Source organism: Microbacterium sp. SLBN-146, from assembly GCF_006715145.1.
In the GTDB taxonomy this organism is placed as follows: domain Bacteria; phylum Actinomycetota; class Actinomycetes; order Actinomycetales; family Microbacteriaceae; genus Microbacterium.
This window is the reverse complement of record NZ_VFMR01000001.1, coordinates 1,117,545-1,138,073: the sequence shown is the minus strand read 5'-3', so window position 1 is coordinate 1,138,073 and position 20,529 is coordinate 1,117,545. Positions and strand designations below refer to the sequence as shown.

18 protein-coding genes and 1 pseudogene are annotated in these 20,529 nt (G+C 69.5%); 6 read left to right on the top strand and 13 right to left on the bottom strand.

The window, feature by feature from the left end:
- Nucleotides 1-98 precede the first annotated feature (98 nt).
- The 3 genes from FBY39_RS04975 to FBY39_RS04965 form a co-directional block, all read right to left on the bottom strand.
- Nucleotides 99-2,456: an excinuclease ABC subunit UvrA gene (locus tag FBY39_RS04975; protein ID WP_141930704.1), complete on the bottom strand. Its 2,358-nt coding sequence runs from the start codon at nt 2,454-2,456 to the stop codon at nt 99-101.
- A gap of 899 nt (nt 2,457-3,355) precedes the next feature.
- Entirely contained in the window at nt 3,356-3,784 is a 429-nt protein-coding gene (locus FBY39_RS04970) for a TA system VapC family ribonuclease toxin (RefSeq protein ID WP_141930702.1), read from the bottom strand.
- Complete coding sequence (locus FBY39_RS04965) at nt 3,781-4,008, bottom strand: CopG family transcriptional regulator (protein ID WP_141930700.1); 228 nt, start codon at nt 4,006-4,008, stop codon at nt 3,781-3,783. Before FBY39_RS04965 ends, FBY39_RS04970 begins: the two co-directional genes overlap by 4 nt.
- A 72-nt stretch (nt 4,009-4,080) precedes the next feature.
- Between FBY39_RS04965 and arfB the strand changes: the two genes are divergently transcribed.
- Both arfB and FBY39_RS04955 read left to right on the top strand, forming a co-directional pair.
- Nucleotides 4,081-4,518 (top strand): alternative ribosome rescue aminoacyl-tRNA hydrolase ArfB, encoded by a 438-nt coding sequence (gene arfB / locus FBY39_RS04960; protein WP_141930698.1) that lies wholly within the window; start codon nt 4,081-4,083, stop codon nt 4,516-4,518.
- 35 nt (nt 4,519-4,553) lie between these two features.
- On the top strand, nt 4,554-5,300 hold the full coding sequence (locus tag FBY39_RS04955; RefSeq protein ID WP_141930697.1) for a YqjF family protein: 747 nt from the start codon (nt 4,554-4,556) through the stop codon (nt 5,298-5,300).
- Between the two features lie 28 nt (nt 5,301-5,328).
- Here the strand turns inward: FBY39_RS04955 and FBY39_RS04950 are convergent, their stop codons facing one another.
- From FBY39_RS04950 to FBY39_RS04925, 6 genes are all read right to left on the bottom strand, one after another.
- Nucleotides 5,329-5,964, bottom strand: a complete 636-nt coding sequence (locus FBY39_RS04950) for a hypothetical protein (RefSeq protein WP_141930695.1) — start codon at nt 5,962-5,964, stop codon at nt 5,329-5,331.
- Nucleotides 5,961-6,413: a hypothetical protein gene (locus tag FBY39_RS04945; RefSeq protein WP_260837448.1), complete on the bottom strand. Its 453-nt coding sequence runs from the start codon at nt 6,411-6,413 to the stop codon at nt 5,961-5,963. Before FBY39_RS04945 ends, FBY39_RS04950 begins: the two co-directional genes overlap by 4 nt.
- Before the next feature lie 10 nt (nt 6,414-6,423).
- Nucleotides 6,424-8,046: a hypothetical protein gene (locus tag FBY39_RS04940; RefSeq protein WP_141930691.1), complete on the bottom strand. Its 1,623-nt coding sequence runs from the start codon at nt 8,044-8,046 to the stop codon at nt 6,424-6,426.
- Nucleotides 8,043-8,330, bottom strand: a complete 288-nt coding sequence (locus FBY39_RS04935) for a hypothetical protein (RefSeq protein ID WP_141930688.1) — start codon at nt 8,328-8,330, stop codon at nt 8,043-8,045. The genes FBY39_RS04940 and FBY39_RS04935 overlap by 4 nt, the downstream gene beginning before the upstream one ends.
- Before the next feature lie 84 nt (nt 8,331-8,414).
- Nucleotides 8,415-8,987 (bottom strand): DNA-3-methyladenine glycosylase I, encoded by a 573-nt coding sequence (locus tag FBY39_RS04930; RefSeq protein WP_141930686.1) that lies wholly within the window; start codon nt 8,985-8,987, stop codon nt 8,415-8,417.
- Nucleotides 8,988-8,996: 9 nt separating this feature from the next.
- Nucleotides 8,997-9,995: an epimerase gene (locus FBY39_RS04925; protein WP_141930684.1), complete on the bottom strand. Its 999-nt coding sequence runs from the start codon at nt 9,993-9,995 to the stop codon at nt 8,997-8,999.
- Nucleotides 9,996-10,041: 46 nt separating this feature from the next.
- Here FBY39_RS04925 and FBY39_RS04920 point away from each other — a divergent pair, with 46 nt between their 5' ends.
- Nucleotides 10,042-10,656, top strand: a complete 615-nt coding sequence (locus tag FBY39_RS04920) for a DUF4166 domain-containing protein (protein ID WP_141930682.1) — start codon at nt 10,042-10,044, stop codon at nt 10,654-10,656.
- A gap of 130 nt (nt 10,657-10,786) precedes the next feature.
- Here FBY39_RS04920 and FBY39_RS04915 read toward each other — a convergent pair whose 3' ends face one another.
- From FBY39_RS04915 to FBY39_RS04900, 4 genes are all read right to left on the bottom strand, one after another.
- A complete protein-coding gene (locus tag FBY39_RS04915; protein ID WP_141930681.1) occupies nt 10,787-12,892 on the bottom strand; it encodes an acyl-CoA dehydrogenase in 2,106 nt (701 codons plus the stop codon).
- A 262-nt stretch (nt 12,893-13,154) separates the two neighbouring features.
- The gene (gene recQ / locus FBY39_RS04910) at nt 13,155-15,137 is read right to left on the bottom strand and encodes a DNA helicase RecQ (RefSeq protein ID WP_141930679.1); all 1,983 of its coding nucleotides are present in this window, start codon (nt 15,135-15,137) and stop codon (nt 13,155-13,157) included.
- 80 nt (nt 15,138-15,217) lie between these two features.
- Nucleotides 15,218-15,754: a DUF1697 domain-containing protein gene (locus FBY39_RS04905; RefSeq protein ID WP_141930677.1), complete on the bottom strand. Its 537-nt coding sequence runs from the start codon at nt 15,752-15,754 to the stop codon at nt 15,218-15,220.
- Nucleotides 15,755-15,952: 198 nt separating this feature from the next.
- Entirely contained in the window at nt 15,953-18,466 is a 2,514-nt protein-coding gene (locus tag FBY39_RS04900; RefSeq protein ID WP_141930675.1) for an RNA helicase, read from the bottom strand.
- Between the two features lie 8 nt (nt 18,467-18,474).
- On the opposite strand from FBY39_RS04900, the pseudogene FBY39_RS04895 reads away from it, so the two are divergent.
- The 3 genes and pseudogenes from FBY39_RS04895 to FBY39_RS04885 all read left to right on the top strand — a co-directional run.
- Nucleotides 18,475-18,888: pseudogene (locus FBY39_RS04895) on the top strand (GNAT family N-acetyltransferase); the annotation flags it as partial.
- Nucleotides 18,889-18,892: 4 nt separating this feature from the next.
- Nucleotides 18,893-19,891 (top strand): pirin family protein, encoded by a 999-nt coding sequence (locus FBY39_RS04890; RefSeq protein WP_141930674.1) that lies wholly within the window; start codon nt 18,893-18,895, stop codon nt 19,889-19,891.
- Nucleotides 19,892-19,909: 18 nt separating this feature from the next.
- The gene (locus tag FBY39_RS04885) at nt 19,910-20,473 is read left to right on the top strand and encodes an ECF transporter S component (RefSeq protein ID WP_141930672.1); all 564 of its coding nucleotides are present in this window, start codon (nt 19,910-19,912) and stop codon (nt 20,471-20,473) included.
- Nucleotides 20,474-20,529: the final 56 nt, after the last annotated feature.

The window sequence follows — 20,529 nt, the reverse complement described above, 5'->3', positions numbered from 1 at the left end:
GTCCCGGACAGCCCGGGCGCTCACTGCATGCGGTGCGACAAGCGTAACCTCCGCCGATCAGGCCGGAAGTTGCGCGGGATGGGGACATTCCCCCATTCTCAGCGGCCGACGTAGTCCTTCAGGTGCCGGGCCGTGAGCGTGTCTGCGGATGCCACGAGGTCGGCTGGCGGCCCCTGGAAGACGATCTCGCCGCCGTCTCGTCCGGCCCCCGGCCCGATGTCGATGATCCAGTCGGCATGTGCCATGACGGCCTGGTGATGCTCGATCACGATGACGGAGTTGCCCGCTTCGACGAGTCGATCCAGGAGCGCCAGCAGATTGTCGACATCGGCGAGGTGGAGCCCCGTCGTCGGCTCGTCGAGGACGTAGACGGCACCCTTCTTCGCCATCGAGATCGCGAGCTTGAGCCGCTGACGCTCACCGCCGGAGAGAGTGTTGAGCGCCTGTCCGAGCGTGATGTAGCCGAGCCCCACGTCGATCATGCGACTGAGGGTCGTGTGCGCCGGTCCCTTCGTGAAGAACTGCGCCGCCTCCGTCGCCGACATCCCGAGGACTTCGGCGATGTTCTTGCCGTCGAGCTCGTACTCCAGCACGTCGTCGCTGAAACCGGTTCCGTCGCACAGCTCGCAGAGTGTCTCGACCGTCTGGGTGAACCCGAGGGTCGTGACGATGACGCCCAGACCCTTGCACGCCGGACAGGCGCCCTCGGAGTTCGCGCTGAAGAGTCCCGGCTTGACGCCGTTGGCCTTCGCGAACGCCGCCCGGATGGTGTCGAGCAGTCCCGTGTAGGTCGCTGGGCTCGACCTGCGCGACCCCTTGATCGGCGACTGGTCGACGACCACGACGTCGTCGAAGGCGGGGACGTTGCCGTGGATGAGCGACGACTTTCCCGACCCGGCGACGCCCGTCACGACAGTCAGGATGCCCAGCGGGATGTCGACGTCGACGCTCTTCAGGTTGTGCTGTGTGGCGCCGCGGATCTCGAGCGCGCCGGTGGCAGCGCGTGACGAGTCCTTCAGCCGCGCGCGATGATCGAGGTGCCTGCCCGTGATCGTGGCCGACGCACGAAGCCCGTCGACGTCACCCGTGTACTGGATCTCGCCTCCCGCGCGGCCTGCCCCGGGTCCGAGGTCGACGATGTGATCGGCGATCTCGATGACCTCGGGCTTGTGCTCGACGACGAGGACCGTGTTGCCCTTGTCGCGCAGCTGCAGAAGGAGCGCGTTCATCCGCTGGATGTCGTGCGGGTGCAGGCCCGCTGTCGGCTCATCGAAGACGTACGAGATGTCCGTCAGTGGCGAGCGGAGGTGGCGGATCATCTTGGTGCGCTGCGCTTCCCCTCCCGACAGCGTTCCGGAAGCACGATCGAGCGACAGATAGCCGAGGCCGATGTCGACGAACGAGTCGATCGTTTCGCGGAGGCTCTGCATGAGCGGAGCGACCGAGGGATCGTCGACCGTCCGCAGCCACGCCGCGAGATCCGTGATCTGCATCGCCGCGGCATCCGCGATGTTGACACCCTTGATCTTCGACGACCGGGCACCCTCGTTGAGGCGTGACCCGTCGCATTCCGGACACGGCATGAACTTGACCGCACGGTCGACGAACGCGCGAACGTGAGGCTGAAGTGAGTCGCGATCCTTCTGGAGCATCGACTTCGTGATCTTGGGGACGAGCCCCTCGTAGGTCATGTTGATGCCCGCCATCTTGACCTTGACGGGCTCTTTGTAGAGGAAGTCGTCCCGCTCCTGTTCGGTGTAGTCCTGGATGGGCTTCTTCGGATCGACGAAGCCCGACTCGGTGTATCCCTTCACCATCCATCCGTCGACGCTGTAGCCCGGGATCGTGATGGCTCCGTCGGCGAGCGACTTGGTCTTGTCATAGAGCTCGTCGAGGTCGATATCGCTCACTTCGCCGAGACCCTCGCAGTTCGGGCACATCCCGCCCGTGATCTCGAACGAGCGCCGCTCCTTCTTGCCCTTGTTCTTGCCGACCTGGATCTCGACGGCACCGGCACCCTTGACGGAAGGGATGTTGAAGGAGAACGCCTGCGGTGAACCGACATGCGGGTCACCGAGCCGGCTGAAGAGGATCCGCAGCATCGCGTGAGCATCGGTCGCCGTGCCGACTGTGGAACGGGAGTTCGAGCCCATCCGTTCCTGATCGACGATGATCGCGGGGCTCACGTTCTCGAGCGCGTCGACCTCGGGGCGATTGAGCTGGCCCATGAACTGCTGGACGAACGTCGGGTACGTCTCGTTGATGAGCCGCTGCGACTCGTTGGCGATCGTGGCGAAGACGAGCGAGGACTTCCCCGATCCCGACACCCCTGTGAACACGGTCAGTCGGCGTTTGGGGATCTCGACGCTGACGTCCTTCAAGTTGTTCTCGCGGGCTCCGACGACACGGATGACCTCGTGCGAATCGGCGATGTGCGTGACTGCTTCGTCGGACATGCTCCCCCTCGGATCGGTGCGACGCTACATTGTGCACCCGAACGCGGACATCCTGCTTCCTGAATCGTGCTCTCCTCGCGCGCGGTGGGGCTGACCCCGCCCCCGCGGAGCGCACCCCCGTCCCCGCGGGGCGCACTTCCCTCGCCCCGCCTCCGCGCCCGCCCGCCATGGGGCGCAGTCCGACCCAGCGGGGCGCACGTTCCGCGCCCCAACACGGCGAACGGCGCCCCACACCAGGGCACCGGGCCCCGCAGCGCGATGGGGCGCACTCCATCCCAGCGGGGCGCTGCCCGACACCCGTCGTTCGCAATGGGGCGCACCCCGTCTACGCGGGGCGCGCTTTCCGGGCCCCAACACGGCAAACAGCGCCCCAAACCAGGACACCGGACGCTGCCCGGCACTCGCCGTCCGCGACGGGGCGCACTCTGACCCCGAGGGGCACATTCCATCCCAGCGGTGCGCTGCCCGACACCCGCCGTCTGCGATGGGGCGCAGTCCGACACCGCGGGGCGCACCTTCCGCGCCCCAACACGGCAAATAGCGCCCCAAACCGGGGCACCGGGCGCTGCCCGGCACCGGGCCCCGCGACGGGGCGCACTCTGACCCCGCGGGGCGCACCTTCCGCGCCCCCACACGACAAACAGCGCCCCAACCCCGGGGCACGCCCCGCCCGGGACACGCACCCGCGATGGGGCGCATTCCATCCCAACGGGGCGCTGCCCGGCACGCGTCGTCCGTGATGGGCGCAGTCCGACCCAGCGGGGCGCACTCTCCGCGCCCCAACACGACAAACAGCGCCCCAAACCCGGGCACCGGGCGCATTCCATCCCAGCGGGGCGCACCTTCCGCGCCCCAACACGACGGATAGCGCCCCAAACCGGGGCGCCGGGGCAGGTGGTTCAGGGGATTGGGAAGACGACGGCGGCACCGGATGGCACGGTCGCCGTGACGATCCGCGTGTCGAACGTCGCGAGGAGCGCGTCGTTGGATGCCGCGAGGTGAAGCAGGTACGTGTCGGTCACCTGCGAACTCGCGAGCAGCCGCTCCGTGTGCACCGAGGCGTCGAGGAGGCTGACCGAATCGGGCAGGAACGCGTGGCCGGGCTGGGCGACGAGGCTCGCGAGGCTCGCGAGCACGATGGGCGCGGGCTGCGTGTTCGGGTACTTGGGATGGCTGACGACCCGCACGGCTCCGTTCTGCACGGACGGACTCGTGTGCCAGGCGTCGGGCTCGCGTGCGGCGAACCACCGGTGCGCGCGGTCGTGATGCACGTGGTGCGGGTCGATGAGCGCGATGACGACATTGACGTCGAGGAGGTGCGCGGTCACGAGGGGTCGTCCCGCAGCGCATTGACCTCGTCCAGCGACGCGTTCCCCGCGGTCGGCGGAGCGGGGAGGAGGACGATGCCGTTCCGCGTCCCGAACCGGCGCCGCTCGGTGAGCGTCGCGCGGGCGAGCTGCGAGATGGCGTCGCCGAGGGTGATGCCCCGGGCATCCGCGAACTGCTTCGCCGCTGCGAGGACGTCGTCGTCGATCGTCAGAGTCGTACGCATGCATCAAGCATCACGCATCACTCATCACAGGTCAACCGCCGCGGCGCTCGGCCCGTCGGCGAGGATGGGGGCATGCCCGCACCCCACCGACCCGGCCTCCAGGTCGATGCGCGCCTCACGATCCCCGAGTCCGAGCTGTCGTGGCGGTTTTCGCGCTCCTCCGGACCTGGCGGGCAGGGCGTCAACACCGCTGACTCGCGGGTCGAACTCGTCTGGGATGCCGCGGGCTCGGCCGCCCTCTCCTCGCACCAGCGCGAACGGCTCCTCGAGCGCCTGCGCACTCGCCTCGTCGATGGCGTCCTCACCATCGTGGCATCCGAGCACCGCGCACAGCTGCGGAACCGCGACGCCGCCCGGGCCCGATTGGCCGCCATCGTGGCGGACGCCCTTCGGCCGCCAGCCCCGACTCGCCGCCCGACGAAGCCGACGCGCGGCTCGAAGGAACGACGTCTGACAGCGAAGAAGCACCGCACCGACGTCAAGCGGATGCGACGTCCGCCCCAGGACTGACCCGCCCGCCGTGGTGACCGCGGGAGAATCGTCGCATGCCCTTCGACCGCGATGCCCCCGCGCTGCCCGGGCGCGCCGTCATCTCCCAGACGTGGAGTTCGGCGATCTTCCTGCATTGGCGAGTGGATGCCGCGCGGGTTGCGCCGCTGCTGCCTCCGGGCGTTCGCCCTGACATCTTCGACGGCTCCGCGTGGATCGGCCTCGTGCCTTTCGAGCTATCGCGGTTCCGGTTCCTGCCGCTCCCGGCGGTGCCGCTCGTCGGAACGTTCAACGAGATCAATGTCCGCACCTACGGCATCGACGCCGAGGGTCGGCGCGGAGTCGTCTTCCTGACCCTCGAAGCGGAGCATCTCATCCCGGTGCTCGCCGCACGTGTGATCTTCGGCCTGCCCTACCGGTGGGCCGCGATCGGACGCAGGATCGATCGCGCCGCCAGCGCGATCGAGTACCGCTCGCGCCGCCGAGACCTCGACGGCCGCGCAGCCGGGCCGGGCACGCGCATCCGTGTCGCGGTCGGCGACGAACCTGTCGACACCGAACTCTCGCGCTTCCTCACGGCGCGCTGGGGCTTCCACGAACGACACCTCGGGCGCACCACCTGGGCCGCCAACGAACACGAGCCCTGGCCTCTCGTCGCAGGCGATCTCCTCGGTCTCGACGACGGACTCCTGACCGACCGGGGCTTCGCCGACCTCGCCCGGCGCAGCCCCGACTCCATCCTCGCCATGCCGCTCGGGCATCCCGGTTTCACGACCCGGTTCGCACGCCCCCGTCGGGCTTAGCCTGCGATCACACGCTGGGCGCCCGCCGTCATTCCGTCTCGAACGCCGCCGCGAGCGCGATCGAGTCGAACAGGTTCCGCATCGCGCCGCGGATCTCGCCGAGCGGGGTCGCGAAGCTCGCCAGCACGACCTGCTTCGACCCGGGAACGGCGAACCAGTAGTCGACCTCGAGGCTCGTCGAGACAGCCCAGACGCCATCTTCCTCGACGCGCTCCTCGCGCAGCCGTTCCAGACGCAGCATGCTCGCCCGCGGCCCGTCGAGTCGTTGCGCCGTGTCGATGCCGTCCGTCTCGAGCGTGCGGAAGCTCTCCTCCAGCGTCGCAAGCACGGCGGTCGGGGTCGTTCCGATCGCGGGCGTCATGCGCATGCCCTCGGGGGCATGAACTGTAAGGGATGCCGGAGTGGCGAGGTCCGGCACGATCTCGAGGCAGAGGAACATCCCGTGCGCTCCCGCAGCGCGCGCGGCCACGACAGCTCGTCGGAACTGATCCCGGAGGCGGCGCCGCGCGAGAACGGCGTCGTCTGCCGGTCCGACGACGTCGCGCACGACGACGTCCACCTCCGCGAAAGCTGCGGCCTCGTCGCGGGGGTCGACCGCGAGCCAACGCCCGGGAAGCTGGAAGGTCAGCCGCGGCGGGTGCTTCTGTCCCGCGGCATCCGTCACTGCCCGCCCGCGATCCGCTCGATGTCATCGGACGACACCGTGAGCATCCGCCCGCCGCTGCCGTTCAGTCCGAGCGTCTCGAAGACCGAGGGGAAGATCGCCATGGCGTCGGCCGAGGCTGCGTCTCTGTCCGCGTAGTCGGCGCGGTCGCCGTCGACGAACCAGATGCCGACAGGATGCTGCGACGCAGCGGCGTCATCCACGATGGCGGGCGCGGCACCGCGAACGGCGTCGACGAGACCGCCCTCGGTCGGTTCGTCGACGAACAGCAGCACCTGGACCTGCGTGTTCCAGGGCGCACCCGAATGGGTGACCCACGTGAAGGCTCCGTTGACCCCCGGGATCTCGGCGAGCCGCGACTCCAAGGGCGCGAGATCGGGATCGGCAGCGCAGCCGACGAGGCTCAGCGCCCCGACGACAACCGCCGTGACCGTCGCGATGCGCACCACCGTGCCGGCTCTATGACCCCCGCGTGTACTGCGCAACGTAGACCTCCTCGTAGCTGCCGGAACCTTCCGCGGCGAAGAAGATCTCGTCGCCGGGGCGCGGTTCGGGCAGGTAGCGCTCTGCTTCTGCACCATACATTCCCGCGTCGTGCATCGGCCACGTGAGCGGACGGTACGTCTGCCAGTCCGGGTCGAGGTGACGGAGCGAATCGATCGGGTCGAGACCGAGGAACTCGAGCGTGTGCACGGGGTCGATGCCATTGTTGATCTGCGTGACACGAACTCCGGGCGGCATCGCGCTGTAGTGCTTGTCGATGGCGGATCCGGCGCTGAAGACCGACTCGACGCGGTCGGCGACGCGGGGGTCGGTGGCGAGATCGCCGGCCATCATGCCGCCGAGCGACCAGCCCGTGAACATGATCGGCGCTTCGCTCTCGAAGACCCCCGCCTCCGTCATGGCGTCCCACACCGCCTGCTCGTACTGCGTCGGGACGCCCGGGAACATCGACAGCATGACGTCGGCGCGCGCGTCGTTGAGCGCGCCGTCCGAGTTCGTCAGGCTCCAGTTCTGCGTGCTGGGGAGCTGGATGCGCCACGAAACGATGTTCCCCGCCGCATCACGGATCGCGACGACCCGGATCTCGGTCTTGCCCTCGCCGCCGCGGGCGTCCTGCTCGGCGAGATCCGCCATGATCCCCTGGTAGTCGCGCGCTTCGAGCGCGTCGTTGGCGGCATCCGTCGCGGCATCCCCCGTGGGGGCCGTCGACTCCGTCTGCGCGCGCTGCCGCTGGGGGCTGCGGAGAGTCTCGGCGATCCCGACGGCGAGGATGAGGGTCGCGAGCGCTCCCCCGAGGAGCAGAAGACCGATGAGCCCGAAGGTCGCGAAGACGAGTCCGAGGACGAGTGCGGCGACGAGCAGCAGGGCCAGCACGACGAGCACCGAGACGAGCGCGCTGAGCGCCTCCATGAGGGCGTCGACGACGACCGCGAGCACCCCCGAGGCCCACTCGCCGACCATCTCGAAGAAGTCGCCGACCCCCTCCCAGAACTGATTCCAGTTGTCGCCGAACGAGTCCGCCCCGTGTTCGATCGCGGTTTCGATGGCACGGATGGCGCGGTCCGCTGCCTCGCCGATGAGCCGACGCACGTCGTGGAGGGTCGTCCGCGCCGCCGCGACCTCGCCCATCGAGTGCGACAGACCGTTCCGCGCGTTCCACAGGTCGTCGTCGATGCTCGCCGTCGGGTCACCGGCCGCATCCGCGCGCAGGACGTCGCCCTCGAGGTCGTAGACCTCCCGCTCGAGTCGGTAGACGCGATCCTGATGGAAGTCGGCGTCCTCGACGGCCGTGCGGGCGCGCGCCTGCAGCGGGGCGAGGTCGACGGCGAAGGTCGTGAGCGCCGTGGCCGTGCCCGCGTAACGCCGGCGGGCGCGGCGGAGTCCCGCCGAGGCTTCCTCCGCCGCGACGGTGACCTCGTCGGTCGCCTCACTGCGCTGTCCGTCGACGAGGTCGAGCAGCGCGTCGGCGGCACGGTCGATGGCGTCGGCGGTGGCCTGAAGTCCCCTCGCGCGCGTCTCGAGCTCGGCGGGGCGCCCCCAGAAGACGTCTTCGAACTCGACCGCCAACCCCGAACTCACGGCCCGTCACCCCCGGGCTCGGCCATCGCGGCATCCAGTTCGGTGTAGGTCTCGTCGATCGCCGCGAGCCAGTCGCGGACCGCGGTGAGCTGCTCTTCGAGCTTGCCGCGGTTGTAGTCCCAGTTGCCCGCGAAGTCGCGCACGGTGCCGGCAAGGCGATGCTCGCCGGTCAGGTCGGCGAGGTCGTCGCCCACCCGCTCGGCTCCGGAGAACGTCGTGAGTGCGTTCTCGACCCGCGTCTTCGCGAGTCGGATCGCCGTCAGATCGAGATCGACGTCGGCCATGGTTCCCCCCTTGCTGTTGCGAGCCTAGGGGCGAGAACCCCCGGCTGCCGATGGGGAGTATTCACCATGACGGATGCCTCGGCATCAGCTCGCGCGCCAGCAGCCCTCGACGTGGTCGTCCACCATGCCTGCCGACTGCATGAGCGCGTACATCGTCGTCGAGCCGACGAAGCGGAAGCCACGGGCGCGCAGCGCCTTGCTCATGGCATCGGACTCCGCCGTCGTCGCCGGCACCTCGGCGAACGAGGTGGGCCGCGGTCGAGAAGGAGGTGCGAACGACCACATGAAGGCATCGAGCTCTCCCGGCGCGAGGTCGCGGACGATGCGGGCGTTGGAGATCGTGGCCTGGATCTTCGCGCGGTTGCGGATGATCCCGGCATCCGTCATGAGTCGTTCCACGTCGTCATCGGAGAACTCGGCGACGACCCGGGGATCGAAGCCTTCGAAGACCTCTCGGAAGCGCGGGCGCTTGCGCAGGATCGTGATCCACGACAGACCTGCCTGGAATCCCTCGAGCGCCATCTTCTCGAAGAGCTTCTGATCGCCGTGGAGCGGACGGCCCCACTCCTCGTCGTGGTAGCGCTGGTACTCGGCATCGTCTCCGACCCACGCGCACCGCGCGATCTCGTCGGGACCGATCCGTACGTCGTGATTCACGCGCTCAGCCTAGGTGCGGGCTCCGACACGCTGTCGCGGCGAGACGGCCAGCCGCAGAGCGTCGTCGAGGCGGGGGTGCGCGAAACGGTATCCCGACGCCGTCAAGACACCGGGCACGACCCAGCGGCTCTTCAGCACGAGCTCGGGTTCGGTGCGGACGACCCACATCGCGGGCTCCAGCATCCAGCGCCGGATGGGAAGTCCGAACGGGGCGCCCACGATGCGGCGCAGCGTCCTCATGAGGGTCCGGTTGTCGGAGGGGTGGGGGCTCGCGAGGTTGACGACGCCGGCGATGTCGTTCCTCTCGCGGAGGAACCTGACTGCCCCCACGACATCGTCGACGTGGATCCAGCTGAACCGCTGGCGCCCGCGCGTGTCGTAGTGGGGCGCACGACCGTCCCCCGTCGGCGTCGGGCCGATGCCGCGATAGCGGCGGTGCTGCGGCCACCATCCGTCGAGGTGCGGGCCGCCGAGCCCGGTACGCGCGAGGAGCGCGAGCAGATTCGTCGCGGGGCCGTCTCCGAGGACGATGGCCATCCGGAGCGCGACGCGGCGGGTTCCAGGGAGGTCACCGGCGAAGAACTCCCGCTCCCAGTTGCGGGCGACATCGACGGAGAAGCCCGTGCCGAGCACACCGTCCGCCTCCGTGTGCGGTTCGTCCATCTCATGCCGGTAGATGGTCGCCGTCGACGCGTTGAACCAGACAGCGGGCGGATGCTCGGCTGCCGCGACGGCTGTCCGCAGCGCAGCGGTCGTCGCGATCCGCGAGCGGTACACCTCGTTGCGGTTGGCGTCGTTGTAGCGGCAGTTGACGGACTTGCCTGCGAGGTTGACGAGGACCTCGGCACCGTCGACGGCGCGCGCGATCGATGCGGGATCCGACCAGGTCGCCTTCCCGCGCCTGCCGATCGTCGTGACCTCGTACCCGTCCTCGGTGAAGGCCTCGACGAGGTGACGCCCGATGAATCCGGACGCTCCCGCGATGACGGCGCGTCGTTTCCCGGCCATGAGGACTCCTGACTGAACGTGTTCAGTTTAGGGTACCGTGAATGGCATGCGTCCTTCGACCTCGGTCTACGAGCGGGTGCTCGGCCCGAGGTTCGGCGATCTCGATCCCCGCCTGACGGACTATTTCGGCGCCCTGCCGCCCGGCACCGAGGGCGTGGGCCACGGCACCTTCGCGGCCGCGGGCCTCCGACGCCGTGGGCTCTGGCCGGTCTTCGCTGTCTTGGCGCGCCTGCACATCCTGTTCCCGGAGTACGAGCGTGATGTCGCCTTCACCGTCGTGAACACCGGCGATGCGCAGGGGGCTCTGCGCGGCATCCGGTCCTTCCATCTCCGCGACCGGACGCGCACGATGCAGGACATGATGGCGGCACGGGGCGATCGCATCGTCGACCGCATCGGACGCGGCGGCCTGCTCGAGGCGACGTTCCGCCTCGACGTGGAAGACGGCGGACTGAGGATGACGTCTGAGCACCTCGCCCTCCGCATCGGGCGTCTGCGGTTTCCTCTCCCCCGCTTCGCGACCGTCACGGTCGACGAGGCGTGGCGGGACTCCCGACAGCACGTCGACGTGCGGGTGCGGATGCCCCTCCTCGGCGACGTCTTCGCCTACGCCGGCTCGTTCACCTACGCGACCCGGGCTACCCGCACCACCCCGCACTGACCGCGGCACCGCCCCCCCATTGACGGCGACACTGCACCTTCCGGCCGACGCAGCGGTCTGCGCCTGCGGTCTCGGCCGGAAGATGCAGTCTCGCGGCGGGTGGCGTCCGTGGCACCCGGATGCCGCGGGGTCAGCGCTTCTTGAGAGACTTCTCCGACACCGGGGCGTCGCCCGAGGCGTGCAGCGCTGCGTAATAGTCGCGCGCCTCGTCCTGGCGGGCCTGCTCGGCACCCGAAGCGATCGGTGCGCGCACGTGCTCGGGAGCGAATCCGTACGCATCGACGAGGTCCTGTGCGTGCGGGCGAAGCCGCGCGGTGAGCCGGTCGATGTAGCGCGAGACCGCCGCCGCACGCTGCGTCGACAGACGGCCGTGGATGAGGTACCACGCGAGGTGCTTCTCGATGAGGTGCAACCCGAAGAGGTCGCGGAGCCACGTGAGCACCTGCCGCGTACCCGCGTCCTCGACGCGGTCCAGCCCGTCGGTGAAGGCCTCCCACTGGAGCAGTTCGCCGTGCGCCCTCGCCGCTTCGATGAGCTCCGCCTGATGCAGGTTGAAAACCTTCGCCGCTTCGCCGGGCGAGAGCTTGGATGCCGGGCGCAGCGCTCCCGCGACATCGGCGACCATCTGCTGCACGCGCTCCGTTAGGAGCTCCTGCTGCTGGTCGGCGCGGAGTCCGAGTTCGACCGAGCGGGCGGTCGAGCCCAGATCGGTGACGGCCTGGCCGAGCTGGCGCAGACCGGCGCCGTGGAAGACCTTGCCCGCGGTGTGGCCGACGGCGTAGCGCGCGAGGGCCGCGGCATCCTTGCCCTTGAACTGCTTCGCGTAGTCGGACAGGAGACGCTTGCCCACGAGCTGCAGGAGCACGTTGTTGTCGCCCTCGAACGTGACGTAGACGTCGAGGTCCTGATGGAGGCCCACCATGCGGTTCTCGGCGAGGAAGCCGGAGCCGCCGCACGCCTCGCGCGCCTCCTGGATCGTGCTCAGCGCGTTCCACGTCGAGAGAGGCTTGAGCGCCGCCGCGAGCGTCTCGAGGTCTTCGCGGGCTTCCGGAGTGTCGCCACGACCGCTGAAGACGTCGTCGAACTTCTTGAGGAGCTCGTCGTTGGAGAAGAACTGCGCATAGTTCTGCGCGAGGAGGGGAAGAAGCCGGCGCTGGTGCTTGCCGTAGTCGAGCAGCACGATCTCGTCGGTGCCGGCTCCCGAATCGAACTGACGACGCTGGTTCGCGTAGGTGAGGGCGATGTAGAGCGCGAGCGCGGTCCCCGTCGTGGCGGCACCGTCGAGCGAGACCCGGCCCTGGACGAGCGCACCGAGCATCGTGAAGAAGCGGCGACCCGGGCTGTCGATGTCGCTCGTGTAACTGCCGTCGGCGGCGACCTGACCATAGCGGTCGAGGAGGTTGAACCGCGGCACGCGCACCTGGTCGAAGTGCAGCCGGCCGTTGTCGATGCCGTTCAAGCCGCCCTTGACGCCGTCGTCCTCCCCGCCGATGCCGGGGAGGAAGTTGCCCTCGTCATCGCGGAGCGGAACGAAGAAGCAGTGGACGCCGTAGTTGACGCCGCCGGTGATGAGCTGCGCGAACACCGTCGCGGCTTTGCCGTGCAGCGCCGCGTTCCCGAGGTAGTCCTTCCACGCACCGCGGAAGGGCGTGTGGATGACGAACTCCTCGGTCTCGGGATCGTAGGTCGCCGTCGTGCCGATGGCCGCGACATCGGATCCGTGCCCCGTCTCGGTCATCGCGAAGGCGCCGGGAATGGTCAGGTCGATGATCCCGGGAAGCCACTCGGCGTGGTGCTTCTCGGTACCGAGCTGGTAGACGGCCGAGCCGAACAGCCCCCACTGGACTCCCGACTTGATCTGGAGGCTCGGGTCGGCCAGCACGAGCTCCATGAAGCCCGCGAGGTTGGCGCCGTTGTCATCGAGCCCGCCGTACTCCTTGGGGAAGGCCCGCTGCGATCCGCCGTGCTGCACGAGGAGGTGCAGCTGCGACAGGACACGCTCGCGATGCTCGGCCATCGGCATCCCGTCGACGCGCCAGAACGCGGGGTCCTTGATCATCTCGCGAGCCTCACGACGCGTATCGGCCCAGGTGCCGAGCAGCAGGTCGGTGACGGCGTCGACGTCGATCCGCGCATCGGCCGTCTCGGCGGCGCTGTGCGCGGCAGTGGGCGCGCCACCCGCCGGCGTGCGCTTGTTCGTAGCTGGCTTCTTCGGACGGACTGCGGCGTCGGCCATGGGGCACCCCTCGGTGTGCGGACAGGAAAGTCACTACCGACGGTAGGTGTCCCACAAGCCGATCACGAACTGGTTAGACGTTCCCGACAATCGAGTGGCGCCCCGTCCTCGCCCGGCGTTGTGCCCAACCGACACCTCCCGCCCGGCCCCGCACTGTCGAGCCCCGGCCCCGTCCGCCGAGAAGACGCGGAACGTCGGCTATCCGCGGCACCCGCGACCGTTTGGGTCTTCTCGGCGAAGGGGGGCGCGTACGGGAGCCGGGTCAGGATGCCGCGGCGACGACCTCGAGCACAGCTTCGCCGTAGGCCTCGCGCTTCTTGGCACCGATGCCGGTCACGCCGTCGAGGTCGGCGAGGGATGTCGGACGCTTCTCGGCGAGCGCACGGAGCGTCGCGTCGCCGAACACGATGTACGCCGGGACGCCGAGCTCACGCGACACCCCCGCACGCCACGCGCGGAGCGCCTCGAAGAGGTCGCGGTCGCCTTCGCCGACCTGCTCGGGCGCGGAGGACTTGCGCAGCCGTGCCGGCCCGGCGCCACGACCGAGCACATCGCGCCGCAGCGGAACTGCGGCCTCACCGCGCAGAACGTCGGCGCCCGGCTCGCCCAACGCGAGCGTGCCGTACTCGCCCTGCGCCACGAGGATGCCCCGCGCGAGAAGCTGACGGATGACACTGCGCCAATCCTGATCGGAGAGGTCGGCCCCGAGGCCATAGGTCGAGAGCTTGTCGTGCCCCTGCTGGCGGATGCGGTCGGTGCTCGCGCCGCGGAGGATGTCGATGAGGTGCCCCGCGCCGAAAGCCTGACCCCGCTCGCGCTGGAGCCGGACGATGGTCGAGAGCAGCTTCTGCGCGGGAACGAGACCGTCCCACGTGTCGGGTGCTTCGATGCACGTGTCGCAGTTGCCGCACGGCTGCGACGGTTCGCCGAAGTATCCGAGAAGGTTCTGCCTGCGGCATCCCACGGTCTCACACAGCGCGAGCATCGCGTCGAGATGCTGCCCCAGCCGCATCTTGAAGGCGCGATCACCGGGACTCTGGTCGATCAGCCTGCGCTGCTGGACGACATCGCCGAGTCCATATGCCATCCACGCGACGGACGGCAGTCCATCGCGGCCCGCGCGGCCGGTCTCCTGGTAGTACCCCTCGACCGATTTCGGCAAATCGATGTGCCCGACGAACCGCACGTCGGGCTTGTCGATCCCCGTGCCGAAGGCGATCGTCGCGACCATCACGACGCCGTCGTCGCGCAGGAACCTCGACTGGTTCGCCGCCCGCACATCGGACGGAAGGCCCGCGTGATACGGCAACGCGTCGATCCCCTGCCCGGACAGGAACTCCGCCGTCTGCTCGACCGTCTTGCGGCTGAGTGCGTAGACGATCCCGGCGGAGCCCTCGGGCTGCGCCTTGATGAACGCGACGAGCTGTCGCCGCGGGTCGACCTTGGCTTCGATGCGGTACTGGATGTTCGGACGGTCGAAGCTCGCGACGAAGTGCCGGGCATCGGGAAGCCGCAGACGCTGCGTGAGTTCGCGATGCGTCTCTCGCGTCGCCGTCGCGGTCAGTGCCATGCGCGGAACGCCCGGGAACCGCTCGTCGAGATCGCCGAGGGCGAGGTAGTCGGGACGGAAGTCGTGCCCCCACTGCGACACACAGTGCGCCTCGTCGATGGCGATGACACTCAGCTGCCCTCGTTGCAGGAGCTTCGTCGTGGCGGCCCCCGACAGACGCTCGGGGGCGACGTAGAGAACGTCGAGCTCACCCGTCAGATACGCCTGCTCGACCGATGCGCGCTCGGTCGGCGACTGCGTCGAGTTGAGATACGCCGCCCGCACGCCGTTCGCGAGGAGCGCGTCGACCTGGTCGTGCATGAGGGCGATGAGCGGGCTGATGACGAGCCCTGTTCCCGGTCGCACGAGCGCCGGCACCTGGTACGTGACGCTCTTGCCGCCACCCGTCGGCATGAGCACGACGGCGTCGCCGCCCCCGATGACGTGCTGGACGATCTCCCTCTGGTCGCCCCGGAACTCGTCGTATCCGAAGACCTGCTTGAGCACGACAGCGGGATCCGCCCCCGTGAAGGCATGGCGCGGTGTGCCTGCGAAGGCGGCCGCGACGGGTTCCGCCGCCGGAGACACCCCGGAATCGGGGGCGAACGGTGGCTCATCGAACTCGGGCGGCGGGGCCAGCTCGTCGGGGTCCCACACGAGGTCCGCGTACGGGTCGTCGTGCGGGAGGGAGGCCATCACTCCAGCGTAATCAGCCCCACCGACGTCCGTGACCGCGTCGCGGGAACTGTGGAGGAGGGATGCCGCGAGCCGGCCCCTCAGCACCACTTCGCCGCGAGCGCGGCGATCACCGTGGCGTTCCGATTCGTCGCGACACCCAGGAGCTTGGCGGCACGGAGGGGATCGACGACACCGTCCTGGTAGCCCTCACCGAGCAGGGCGTGAGCGGCGCGTCCGCGCACGATCATCTCGCCGGCTTCCGACGACGTCGCCTCGATCTCGTGCGCGATCGAGGTCGGCGGCTCCTCCTTGAGCAAGTACACGTAGTGCCGCGCGAGGCCGGGTCGTGCGGCGGCGAGCTCCGCGGCATCCGATGCGATCGAGGCGAACTCGGCCGTCGAGAAGACGATCGTCGGCACGTCGAAGCCGCGGTCGGCGGAGAATGCGCGCTCGAGCGCCTCCTCGATGCGTGCCCGAGAGCGCATGGCGGAGTCGAATCGCACGTTTCCGGTGTTGATGTGCGTCTGCACGCCGGCGAAACCGGCATCCGTCACGACCCGGCGGATGTCGTCCTTCGGGAACACCCGCTTCGATCCCAGGTTGATCGCACGCAGAAAGGCGAGGTACGTCGTCACGGCTGGCGGACACCGCCCCCTGCGTCGCGGGCGCTCCCGTCATCCGCTCTCAGCGGGAAACTCGTGCACATGTGCGACTGCTCCGCTCTGCGGCCTCCACCGGCGCGCTCGCGGCGAGCCTAGCCGCACCGGCCGCCGCGGAACCCCGGCTCCCCCGCCGAGAAGACCCGGGCCCCGGCCTCGCGCGGGAGGGTGGTGCTAGAGGCGGACGACGTCGGTCACGCGGACGATGGCGGTTCCCTCTTCGACAGATGCCGCGAGGTCGACCTCCGCGCGGATGCGCCAGTCGTGGTCGCCCGCGGGATCGTCGATCGTCTGCTCGACCCGCCATACGCCCTCGCCCGACTCGTCGATCGCGCACAGGCGCGGAGAGCGGGCGGAGCCGCCCGTGAGGATGACGTCGTGGTCGTCGTAGTACGCGTCGAGGCGCTCGGGCCAGTCGATGTCGGGGTCGAGGGCGACGAGGGCGTCGTCGTCCTGCTGAGCCGCGAGCTGGATGCGCCGGAAGAGCTCGTTGCGCACGAGCACCGTGAACGCCCGCCGATTGGTGAGGATCGACGGGGGCGCGGGCGGGACGACGGGTTCGTCGGTCGCGGCGGCGGGGTCGATGAGGGCCGCCCACTCGTCCACGAGCGACGAGTCGACCTGCCGCACGAGTTCACCGAGCCACTCGACGATGTCGTCGAGCTCTGTCGTGCGGGCCTCGGCGGGCACCGTCTGTCGCACCGCGCGGTAGGCATCCGAGAGGTAGCGCAGGACGAGGCCCTCGCTCCGCGACAGCTGGTAGAACGACACGAACTCGGCGAACGACATCGCCCGCTCGTACATGTCGCGGACGACCGACTTGGGCGACAGCTCGAAGTCGCGCACCCACGGCTGCGACGACGCGAACGTCTCGAAAGCCTGCGCGAGCAGCTCTTCGAGAGGCTTCGGGTACGTGATGTCCTCGAGGAGGGCCATCCGCTCGTCGTACTCGATGCCCTCGCGCTTCATGGCCCCCACGGCCTCGCCACGGGCGCGGTACTCCTGCTGAGAGAGGATCGCGCGCGGATCGTCGAGGGTCGCTTCGATGATGCTCACGACGTCGAGGGCGTAGTGGCCCGTGCCGATCCCGCCCCCGACCGCGTCGTCCGGCTCGAGCAGACCGATGGCGGCGAGGGCGAACGGCGAGAGAGGCTGGTTGAGCGCGAAGTTCGGCTGCAGGTCGACCGTCAGGAAGATCCGCGGTGCGCCGCTGTCGTCGAACGTGCCGGACGACTGCACGATCCCGGCCGTCACGAGCGTGCGGTAGATCGCGATCGCCCGCCGGGCGAGTTCGTACTGACGAGCACGCGGCTCGTGGTTGTCGAACACGAGCGAGCGGACGTTGGCGAAGACGTCGCCCCCGCGCCCGATGATGTTGATGAGCATCGCTGCGGTGAGCTGCAGGTGCGGTACGAGCGGTTCGGGGGATGCCGCGATGAGGCGTTCGTACGATCCCTCACCCCAGTTGACGACACCCTGCGGGGCCTTCTTCCGCACGATCTTCTTGCGCTTGGCCGCGTCGTCGCCCGCCTTGCGGAGCGCGACGGCGTTCTCGATCTCCCACTCCGGCGCCATCACGATGACGTTTCCGTACGTGTCATACCCGGCGCGGCCGGCGCGGCCGGCGACCTGGTGGAACTCGCGGGCGCTGAGCTGCCGCATCCGCTCCCCGTCGAACTTCGCCAGGGCCGTGACGATGACGGTGCGGATCGGCACGTTGATGCCGACGCCGAGCGTGTCGGTACCGCAGATGACCTTCAGCAGGCCGCGCTGCGCGAGGGTCTCGACGAGGCGCCGGTAGCGCGGCAGCATGCCCGCGTGGTGCACGCCGATGCCCGCGCGGACGAGGCGCGAGAGCGTCTTGCCGAAGCCCGTCGTGAAGCGGAAGCCGCCGATCGCCTCGGCGATCGCGTCGCGCTGCTCCCGCGACGCGATCTTGGTGTTGATGAGCGCCTGCGCCCGTTCGAGGGCCGCCGCCTGCGAGAAGTGCACGATGTAGATGGGGATCTCGCGGTCGTCGAGGAGTTTCTGCACGACCTCCTGCACGGGCTCGCGAGAGTAGGAGAAGTGGAGGGGCACGGGCCGTTCGACCCCCGTCACGAGCGCCGTGGGGCGGCCTGTACGACGCGTGAGGTCTTCCGCGATCGGCGTGACGTCGCCGAGGGTCGCCGACATGAGAAGGAACTGCGCGCGCTCGAGGAGGAGGAGCGGCACCTGCCACGCCCATCCTCGTTCCGGGTCGCCGTAGTAGTGGAACTCGTCCATCACGACCTGGTCGATCGCGGCATCCGCCCCTTGCCGGAGCGCGATGTTCGCGAGGATCTCGGCGGTGCAGCACACGATGGGCGCGTCGGGGTTCACCGCGGAGTCGCCCGTCACCATGCCGACATTCTCGGCACCGAAGATCTCGGTCAGCGCGAAGAACTTCTCGCTGACGAGGGCCTTGATGGGGGCCGTGTAGTACGTCCGGCCGCCACGGGCGAGGGATGCCGCGTGGGCGGCGACCGCGACGAGGGACTTTCCCGTGCCCGTCGGCGTCGAGAGGACGACGTTGGCCCCCGAGACGAGTTCCATGACCGCTTCGTCCTGCGCCGGATACAGGGCGAGACCGCGTCCGGAGGCCCACTCCACGAACGCGTCGTAGACGGCATCGGGGTCGGCGCCGTCGACGAGAGAGAGAAGGGTCACCCGTCGAGTCTGCCCGACCCGGGGGTCGCGCGGCCCTCGCGGAAGAGTATCGGCGCCGCGTACGTTGGAGAGGGCGACGAGAGGATGCGGCCATGACAGATCAGAGTCCCGCGACGAACACGGACGCGGAACCAACGGTGACGCGCGACGATGAGCACGAGCGGTACGAGATCCACGTGGGCGACGTGCTCGCGGGATTCACGGAGTTCCGCGTCGATTCCCGGGGTCGCCACACGTTCCCGCACACCGAGATCGACCCGGCCTTCCGCGGACGCGGGCTCGCCGGCATCCTGATCGAAGAGGCGATGACGGATGCCGCATCCCGCGACGAGACCGTCGTCCCCTACTGCCCCGTCGTGGCGAAGTGGCTCGGCGAGAACGACGTGCCCGGCCTGACGGTGGCCTGGCCGTCCACGTCCTGACGTCATGACGCGCCTCGACTCCGACTCCGCCGTCGCCGCGGAGACCCCCGCCGCATGCGACGGGCCCCGCGCGCTCCTGCTGGAGTCGCGGGAGGTTCCGCTCGGCGGCGTGCGGGCGATGGAGGTGCACCGCGCGCTGCCGCAGCGCGACCTTCCGCTCGTCGGAGCCTGGTGCTTCCTCGACCGGTTCGGTCCGCAGGACACCCTCATGCGCGTCGAGCCGCATCCGCACATCGGTCTGCAGACGGTCACGTGGCCCTTCATCGGCGAAGTGCGCCATCGCGACTCCGTCGGCAGCGACGTCACGGTGCGGCGCGGAGTGCTCAACATCATGACGAGCGGTGCAGGGATCTCGCACTCCGAGTACTCGGTCGGCGATGCCCCGATCCCCCTCGATGCGCTGCAACTGTGGATCGCCCTGCCCGAGACGCGGCGCCACGGCCCGCCGGAGTTCGAGCGGCACGACGACCTGCCCGTCGTCGGCATTCCCGGCGGCGCCGAGGCGACCCTCGTGGTCGGCGAGTTCGCGGGGCACCGTTCTCCCGCGACGGTGCACACGCCCATCGTCGGCGCCGAGATCCGCATCCCCGCCGGGTCCCGCGTCACGATCCCCCTGCGCGAGGACTGGGAGTACGCGCTCGTCGGCGTCACGGGAACCGTGCGGGTCCTGACAGGTGAAGACCTGGAGGATGCCGAGACAGCCGAGCCCCTGGCATCCCTCGACCGTCGGCACCTCCTCTACCTCGGCATCCGCCGCGCGTCGATCACCGTCGAATCCGACGACGAGGCGACCGTCTTCCTCCTCGGCGGAGAGCCGTTCGAGGACGACATCGTGATGTGGTGGAACTTCGTGGGGCGCTCGCACGAAGAGATCGCCGAGGCGCGCGAGGCCTGGGAAGCGGGAGCGGCGCGATTCGGCACGGTCGTCGATCACGGTCCCGAGCGCATCCCCGCTCCGCCGCTGCCGGCAGTGCGGCTCACGCGTCGCCGTCGGCGCGTCTGACGCCAGTACGATCGGACCGTGGCCCGTCCCCCCGTCCTCTCGACGCGCGTTCTGCTCGTCTGCGCCGCCATCGGCGTGGCGACGGGACTGCTCGGAGGCATCGCAGGCTGGATCACGATCCCCGTCCTGACGAGCCTTCCTCTCGTCTACGGCCTCGTCCTGGGCGTGCACGTACTGCCCGGCATCGTCGCGCAGGAGACCCTGCGCCTGCCGTGGGTCGCGCTCGCGGCGCACCTGCTCGCGGCACTCGTCTCGAGTGCGATCGCCCCGATCTACGCGGCGCAGTTCCTCGGTACGGCCGTGCTGTTCGGCGGCATCCAGGAACTCGTCGCGGCCGTCGTCCGCTATCGCACCTGGGCCGCGTGGCGCTTCTTCGTCTCGGCGGTCGTCATCGGACTCATCGTCGCGGCGGCGGTGTTCTTCGCCGCCAACCTCAGCGCGATGCTGCCGTGGGCGCAGATCGTCTACCTCGTGATCGCCGTCCTGGGTCCCGTCGCGTGGACCGCCGTCGGCCTCGCGATCGGTGCGGGCCTGCGCCGAGCCGGCGTCGCGCGGGCCGGCACGCGTCCGTCGCCCCGCTGATTAGGGTCGGCTAAGTTAGGTAAGGCTGACCGGCTCGGTCGGCCTCGCCCGACTCG